Below are 6,305 nucleotides of genomic sequence, written 5' to 3'. Positions count from 1 at the left end.
CGCAAGCGGGAAACTCTAGTCGGGCTACGCCCTCCCGCCGTTCCCCGCTTGCGGCGCCAAGTGGCCTACTTTTGCGCCGCCCAACGGCCTGGTTTTGCTCCGCCGTTGACAGGTGTGATCAGCGCCGCCTTTTTCGCACTTATCGCATGGCAAATCTGGCACCTAGGCGATAGGGCCAGCAGCTTCGGTGATGTGTCATCCTCATTGCGCATCCCGATAGGGCCCGTGCTGTATGGCACTTCCATTCTTTCCGGCATCAATGCCGTTGCGCATCTGGTCGCAATTCCCAGCATGGCGCGACCTGGAAGGAGTGATGCCGTGGCTGATAGTCCCCCCGCGCACACTCTTTAGATAGATCGATCGGTTAGGAAGTAATCTTATGGCCGCTGCAGGCGTGGGTTTCCTCTTCTCGCTTATTCTCATCTTCCTTCGAGTGCCAATTGCCGCCGCGCTCGGGATCACAGGTTTCCTGGGTTTTGGTCTGCTGGTCGGATGGAGACAATCCGCGACCATGCTGGCGATAACGACCCGTGACGCGTCGATGAGCTATTCGCTCGTCGTCATTCCGCTTTTTATTCTGATGGGCAATCTGATTGCCGGGACCGGCGTCTCGCGCGAACTTTATCGGGCGGCGCAGACCTGGCTTGGTGGCCTCAAGGGCGGGCTTGCGAACGCTACCATCGTATCTTGCGCCGGTTTTGGCATGGTTTGCGGATCGAGCGTTGCTACAGTGGTGACCATGGGCAAGGTGGCACTCCCATCCATGCGGTACTATGGATACAGGGATTCCCTAAGCTCCGCCACGATCGCAGCTGGCGCTACGTTCGGCCTACTCCTGCCGCCAAGCGTATTGGCCATCGTGTACGGGATTATCACGGAAACGCACATCGGCAAGCTGTATGCGGCCATGCTCATACCAGGGATTCTTGGCATCGTCGGCTATATGGCGGCGGTATACTGGACGTGCTGGCGCGATCCATCCATCGCTCCCCTACAGACCAAAACGCCATGGAAGGAAAGAGTTGCGGCTCTCGGTACTATATGGCCGGTTCTCCTCCTGTTCACGACCGTTCTTGGCGGAATCTATTCAGGCATCACCACTGCCGCGGAAGCGTCTGGTATAGGCGCGCTAGGAGCATTTCTGCTGGCCCTGGCTCGGCGTAGACTGACCTGGCAGATTACCTATGACATTCTGCTGGACAGTGCGCAGGCGACGGCGATCATTTTCGGAGTTCTCATCGGCGCCTTGGTCTTCACCCAGTTCCTCAATTACACCGGCGCTCATACCGGGTTGCTTAATTTCGTACGGGACTCCGGGTTTTCATCCTTCACAGTGATCGTGATTATTTGCGTCATCTATCTTTTTCTCGGTGCCGTGATGGAGGAATTGTCGATGGTTCTGTTAACTGTTCCTTTGTTCTTTCCGATCGTGGTGGGGTTGGGTTATGATCCGGTTTGGTTTGGCGTTCTGGTCGTGATTCTCTGCGGAATTGGTTTGATCACCCCACCCGTTGGCATGAACCTGTTCATGATTCGCACTTTCGCGCCGGATATCCATATCATGACGATTATCCGCGGCATTGTGCCGTTTGTGGCGGTAGAGGTAATCCGAGTCTTCGTCCTCGCTGCGTTCCCGATTTTGGCAACATTCTTGCCGATGCTCTTGTTCAACTGACAAACAGTAAAAATAGAGTGCGGCCGGCTTAAGCTTGATCATATCCCGCAGCTGGACACCCGCAAGAACCTATCGGCGCAGCGCCTGATATGATTCATTCGGTCGAGTTGACCGGGAGGATAGCGCATGCGGCAGGCGGGATTGTTCGGGCTTTCGGATCACCTGGAGCGGCTGAGCCGGGAGGGCGATCCGCTCGAAGTTCTTGATGCAACGGTGGATTTCGAGCATTTCCGCGGCTGGCTGGTCGAGGGGCTCGGCTATGGCGACGGATCGAAGGGCGGGCGACCGCCTTTCGATCCCGTCTCGATGTTCAAGGCGCTGATCCTGCAGGCACAGCACAATCTCAGCGATGGGCGGATGGAGTTCATGATCCGGGACCGGCTCTCCTGGATGCGGTTCCTCGGCTTCGATCTCGGCGCGCCGACGCCCGACGAGAACACCATCCGGCACTTCCGCAACAGGTTGACCGAGACGGGGACGCTGAAGCGGGTGATGAAGGCGTTCGACTGGCAATTGCAGAAGAAGGGCTACATTCCGATGTCTGGCCAGATCGTCGACGCGTCGCTGGTTCCAGCGCCGAAGCAACGCAATACCGAGAGCGAGAAGGAGGCGATCAAGGCCGGAAAGTCCGCCCGCGAGGTCTGGCCCGACGAGCCGGCCAAGGCAGCGCAGAAGGACGTCGATGCACGCTGGACGCTGAAGATCGGCGGAAAAGTTCGGCATCGCCCGGACGGAACGCCGTTGCCGATGATCGCGACATCGGTCTTCGGCTACAAGTCCCACATCAGCATCGACCAACGCTTCGGCTTCATCCGCGAGGCGGCCGTGACATCGGCGTCGGCTCCCGATGGCAGACAACTCAAGCGCCTCGTGAGCCGGGAGAACACCGGCTCGGAAATTTGGGCGGACAGCGCCTACCGTTCGCAGACGAATGAAAGATGGCTGGCGGACAGGATGCTCACCAGCCGCATCCACCGGCGCAAACCCACTGGCAAGCCGATGCCGAGAGCGACGGCGCAGGCCAATGCGAAGAAGTCCTCCATCCGGGCCGCCGTCGAACATGTCTTCGCCCATCAGAAGGTCCGTTTCGGCCTCTTCATCCGCACCATCGGCCTCGCCCGTGCCAAGGCGAAACTGACGCTTGCCAACATCGCCTACAACATGGACCGCCTGATCTTCCACGAGCGCAGCGCGGCCCCGGGATGAATCCGTGTGAAAACGCTCAAAGCCGCACAGGATCGCAACGATCCAGCCAGAAATGTGCGCTCAGAACATCGCGCTCGTCAAAAATCCTGCCATCCACCGGGTTCTTGCGGGTGTCCAGCTTTGAAGCAGTTTTCGCACCCGGCTGACGTAAACAGGTCGAGAACATTCCTCGTCATACCCCACCACAAATCCGGAACGGCGGACCGGTCCTCCTCGGGCACAGACTTGCCGACGATCACCTCGAAATTCGCCCGCCTGTTGCCCCAGTCTCCCACATTTTCACCATCGATGCCGACTGTGACTGATGGTTCGGGAATTTGATCGGCCCCCATGGACGGGTCCATTTTGATTGTTGGTGCAATGATGTGATGGACTTGCCCCCAACGCTGGACCGTCTGGGTGAGTCTTCTCGGCTCAGTGATTGATGAGGCCGTCCAAATACTCCAGGGCGAGTTGCGGTGGAAAGCCCGCCTCGTGCCGCTGTTGCGGGAACCCGGAATGGTAAGCCCGCGGCACGTCATGGCTGCCGGTTTTCCGCGTATTCGAGCACCCCCATCGCCATCGCGACGGTGCCAACAAGATCGTCACGTTCAGCGCCGTCCTGCGCTTGGAGCGAGAGCCCCTGCATGAGGGTTGCGAAATAGCTGGCCAGCCTCTCCACATCAATCTCCTTTGGCAGGTCGTCTTCCTCGACGCCGCGCCGAAGGCGTTGCACGATAAACGACGTCGTGCTCCGTCTTAGCTCCTGCATATGGATGCGAAGAGGCTTGTTCTGCTCCTGGCAGTTCACCAGCGCCAGGCTGACCATGCAGCCGCCGGAGGTGGGGCTGGCGAGCGCAATGTCAACGCTCGCCAGCAGCATGGCCTCGATTGCGGCGCGGGCGTTCGCCGTTTCTGCCAAAGCCTTCATGCTACCTGCGCCGACTGTTGCCAGATAGAGATCGACCGCTTCGAGAAAAATCTTCTCCTTCGATCCGAAGGCGGCATAGAAGCTTGGCGGGTTGATCCCCATCGCCGCCATCAATTCGGCAAGTTGGGTCGCCTCGTAGCCCTTCGCCCAGAAGACCTCCATGGCGTGCGCTAGCGCTGCATCTCGGTCGAAACTGCGGGGGCGTCCACGGACAGCCATCCTCTTCCTTTCTGTAATCTTGATTACATAATCCTTGACACATCGTCGTACAAGCCTCTTTATGTAATCAGGCCTACAGATTTGGAGCAAGACGCATGGCAGCCGAACCCGCCGATCCGCGCATCGAGACGATCAGTAGCTACTTCCGCAAGGTCGACAAAAAGGACGCCAGCCTGGCCGATCTCTTCACGGAGGACGTGCAGTTCTTCTTTCCCAAGTTCGGGCCGACGCAAGGCAAGGCTGCGGTCGCGGAGTTCGGGCGGCGGATCGCGAGGGAGGTGGCGAGCCTGACCCACGATATCGACGGTCTCGTCTTCACCGTCGACGGCGACCGGATCGCCGTGGAAGGCCGGGAAAAGGGCATAACGACTGGCGGCGCAAGCTGGCCCGACGGCGAGATTTCGCAAGGTCGGTTCTGCAACGTTTTCGAGTTTGAAGGGCCGCTGATCAGCAGGGTCCACATCTATGTCGACCCCGACTTCACCAATGACGACTGGCAACGCATACGCCTGTACAGGGAGGATGCGCCCGCGCCCACGCCCCGCGAAATCGCCGAGCGCTACCTGAAGGCCGCACAGGGTTTCTATGCCGACCCCGCCTCTCCGGACACGCTGGCTGCGATCGTCGACCTCTTCGACGAAGACGTCGACTGGGACATTCCCGGTGACCTGCGGCGCGTGCCGTGGATTGGCCCGCGCCGGGGCCGAGCGGCGGTGGACCGGTTCTTCCGCGAACTCGCCGCGCGGCTTGAGCCGCGCGGCTTTTCCCTGCGTTCCATTCTGGCGGACAGGGAGGAAGTTGCCATCGTCGGCGACCTTGCCTCGCTCGTGAGGGAGACCGGCAGGCTGATCGAGACCCCTTTTGCGTTCCTGCTGACGGTGCGAGACGGAAAGATCGTCCGCTATCGCATGCTCGAAGACAGCTTTGCCGTGTCGCAGGCCGCGTAAGCCCGGTTCGATGCCCGCTGCATGCCTCTCCATCACAGGAATCCGGGATGCGTGCACCTGAGATCCTGCCGGTTTGCTGCGGCGGCGACCGGAATGCGCTGGCGCCCGTCTGCCCGCCGTTTGCGATAATGGGTGTCGGCATCGCCGGACGAGCAGCACCCGACAATTGGTGCGATCGTCACCATCCAATTCCTCGGCAGCTTCGCCCTGGCGCACCGCTCGCGATTACACCGGCATGGCCTGGTGTCGGCAATCGACAAGGATGGCCCGGCTTGTGGCCGGCGGGATACTCACGCGGCCGGGATTCTGCCGCCCCGAGCGTCTCGCGAACGCGTAAGCACGCGGGTACGGGCTTCCAGATGTGCCATGAGAGCCGCCAATTTCGCGCGTGAGCACGAGCTGAGGCCCGGCGCCACCTTAATGCACATCGGTCATTGCGATCCGTCAGATGCTTCTGCCTTGCTTTTCCTTCTCATCGGATGCCCGCAGAGCCTCTCGCGCTTCGTTCCAGTCCGTGGCGGTCAGCTTCGACAAATCCGCGAACGTGCTTGGCGCGGCGAGGTGATGGCCGCCGTCGATGGCGATCGTGGCGCCGTTGATGTATCGGCAGGCGTCGGACATCAGAAGCAGTGTCAGGTTCCGCAACTCGTCCATCTCGCCGTAGCGGCGTAGCGGCACCTGGTCCGGCTGGGTGGCGCCGACCGAGGTTCCGGGTATGGGATTGAGCTTCTCCCAGGCGTTCTCGGTCGGAAACGGGCCAGGGGCGATGGCGTTGAGGCGGATGCCCTTCGGTCCCCACTCGACGGCGAGCGACATGGTCATGGCCTGAATGGCCGCCTTTGCCATCGCCGACGGCGCGACATAGGCCGATCCCGTCCACACCCAGGTCACGAGATTGCTCAGGACCACTCCGGGCAGGCCGTTCGCGATCCATCTTTTGCCGCAGGAAAGCGTGGCAAAGAAGGAGCCGTCCATCACCGTGGAACGGATCGCCTCGTAGCCTCTCGGCGAGAGGCTTTCGGTGGGTGCGATGAAGTTGGCGGCGGCGTTGTTGACGAGCCCCGTGAGCGGCCCCGAGGACCAGATGTCCTCGATCATGGAATCGACGCTGTCCGGATCGCGGACGTTGACGACGCGGTAGTCGGCGCCGCCGCCTGTGCGATCCCGAATCTCGGCGCAGGCGGCGTCAAGCACCTGCTCGCGTCGCCCGCAGATGAAGACGTGGGCGCCGTGGGCGGCAAAGCCGAGCGACATCTCCTTGCCGAGCCCCGTGCCGCCGCCGGTGACGAGGATGCGTTTGCCCGCGAGAAGGTCGCTGCGATAGGGCGATGGCTGGCTCATTCTCATT

Annotated in this window: 6 protein-coding genes; 3 read left to right on the top strand and 3 right to left on the bottom strand. The window is 60.9% G+C overall.

Features of this window, described 5'->3' with window-relative positions; genetic code table 11:
* Positions 1-379 precede the first annotated feature (379 nt).
* Together FY036_RS08280 and FY036_RS08275 are read left to right on the top strand one after the other, a co-directional pair.
* Positions 380-1,675: a TRAP transporter large permease gene (locus FY036_RS08280; RefSeq protein ID WP_148914228.1), complete on the top strand. Its 1,296-nt coding sequence runs from the start codon at positions 380-382 to the stop codon at positions 1,673-1,675.
* 126 nt (positions 1,676-1,801) lie between these two features.
* Positions 1,802-2,881 carry an IS5 family transposase gene (locus FY036_RS08275; RefSeq protein WP_148914227.1) on the top strand — a complete coding sequence of 360 codons (1,080 nt, stop codon included), beginning with the start codon at positions 1,802-1,804 and terminating at the stop codon, positions 2,879-2,881.
* A 77-nt stretch (positions 2,882-2,958) separates the two neighbouring features.
* Here FY036_RS08275 and FY036_RS08270 read toward each other — a convergent pair whose 3' ends face one another.
* Together FY036_RS08270 and FY036_RS08265 are read right to left on the bottom strand one after the other, a co-directional pair.
* Entirely contained in the window at positions 2,959-3,213 is a 255-nt protein-coding gene (locus FY036_RS08270; RefSeq protein WP_148914226.1) for a hypothetical protein, read from the bottom strand.
* A 185-nt stretch (positions 3,214-3,398) separates the two neighbouring features.
* Positions 3,399-3,953, bottom strand: coding sequence for a TetR/AcrR family transcriptional regulator (locus FY036_RS08265; RefSeq protein WP_148914225.1), 555 nt, complete (start codon positions 3,951-3,953; stop codon positions 3,399-3,401).
* Between the two features lie 152 nt (positions 3,954-4,105).
* Here FY036_RS08265 and FY036_RS08260 point away from each other — a divergent pair, with 152 nt between their 5' ends.
* Positions 4,106-4,957, top strand: coding sequence for a nuclear transport factor 2 family protein (locus FY036_RS08260; RefSeq protein WP_148914224.1), 852 nt, complete (start codon positions 4,106-4,108; stop codon positions 4,955-4,957).
* Positions 4,958-5,401: 444 nt separating this feature from the next.
* Here FY036_RS08260 and FY036_RS08255 read toward each other — a convergent pair whose 3' ends face one another.
* A complete protein-coding gene (locus FY036_RS08255) occupies positions 5,402-6,298 on the bottom strand; it encodes an SDR family oxidoreductase (RefSeq protein WP_148914223.1) in 897 nt (298 codons plus the stop codon).
* Positions 6,299-6,305 lie beyond the last annotated feature (7 nt).

This window comes from Neoaquamicrobium microcysteis, assembly GCF_008180155.1.
In the GTDB taxonomy this organism is placed as follows: Bacteria; Pseudomonadota; Alphaproteobacteria; order Rhizobiales; family Rhizobiaceae; genus Aerobium; species Aerobium microcysteis.
The sequence above is the reverse complement of the archived record's forward strand: the minus strand, read 5'-3'. Positions and strand labels throughout refer to the sequence as shown.